Source organism: Salmonella sp. SAL4457 (assembly GCF_046548235.1).
In the GTDB taxonomy this organism is placed as follows: Bacteria; Pseudomonadota; Gammaproteobacteria; order Enterobacterales; family Enterobacteriaceae; genus Salmonella; species Salmonella enterica.
On the sequence record NZ_JBGDZO010000862.1, the window covers coordinates 1 to 255 of the forward strand.

Annotated in this window: 1 pseudogene; it reads right to left on the bottom strand. The window is 63.9% G+C overall.

The annotated features are described in order from the left end of the window. Positions 1-15 precede the first annotated feature (15 nt). Positions 16-255, bottom strand: a pseudogene (locus tag ACLJNW_RS26640) (magnesium transporter); the annotation flags it as partial.

Below are 255 nucleotides of genomic sequence, written 5' to 3' on the forward strand. Positions count from 1 at the left end.
GTTGACCAGCAGGCGCTAGATCGGCAGCACGCCCTTGAGCACGCCGTCGTAGTCGACCACGAACAGTTTGTCGGTAAGCCCGGGCAGTTCCTTCAGGCGGCGCAGGTAGCGCAGCACCACTTCCAGGCTGACGTCCTCGCGGATGGTGACCATCTCGAAGTCCATCAGCGCGCCGACCTGGTCCTCCTCGTAGGACAGCGCCGAACGCACTCGCTCGCGCTGCTGCGCGTCGAGGCTTTCCATCAGTTCATGGAC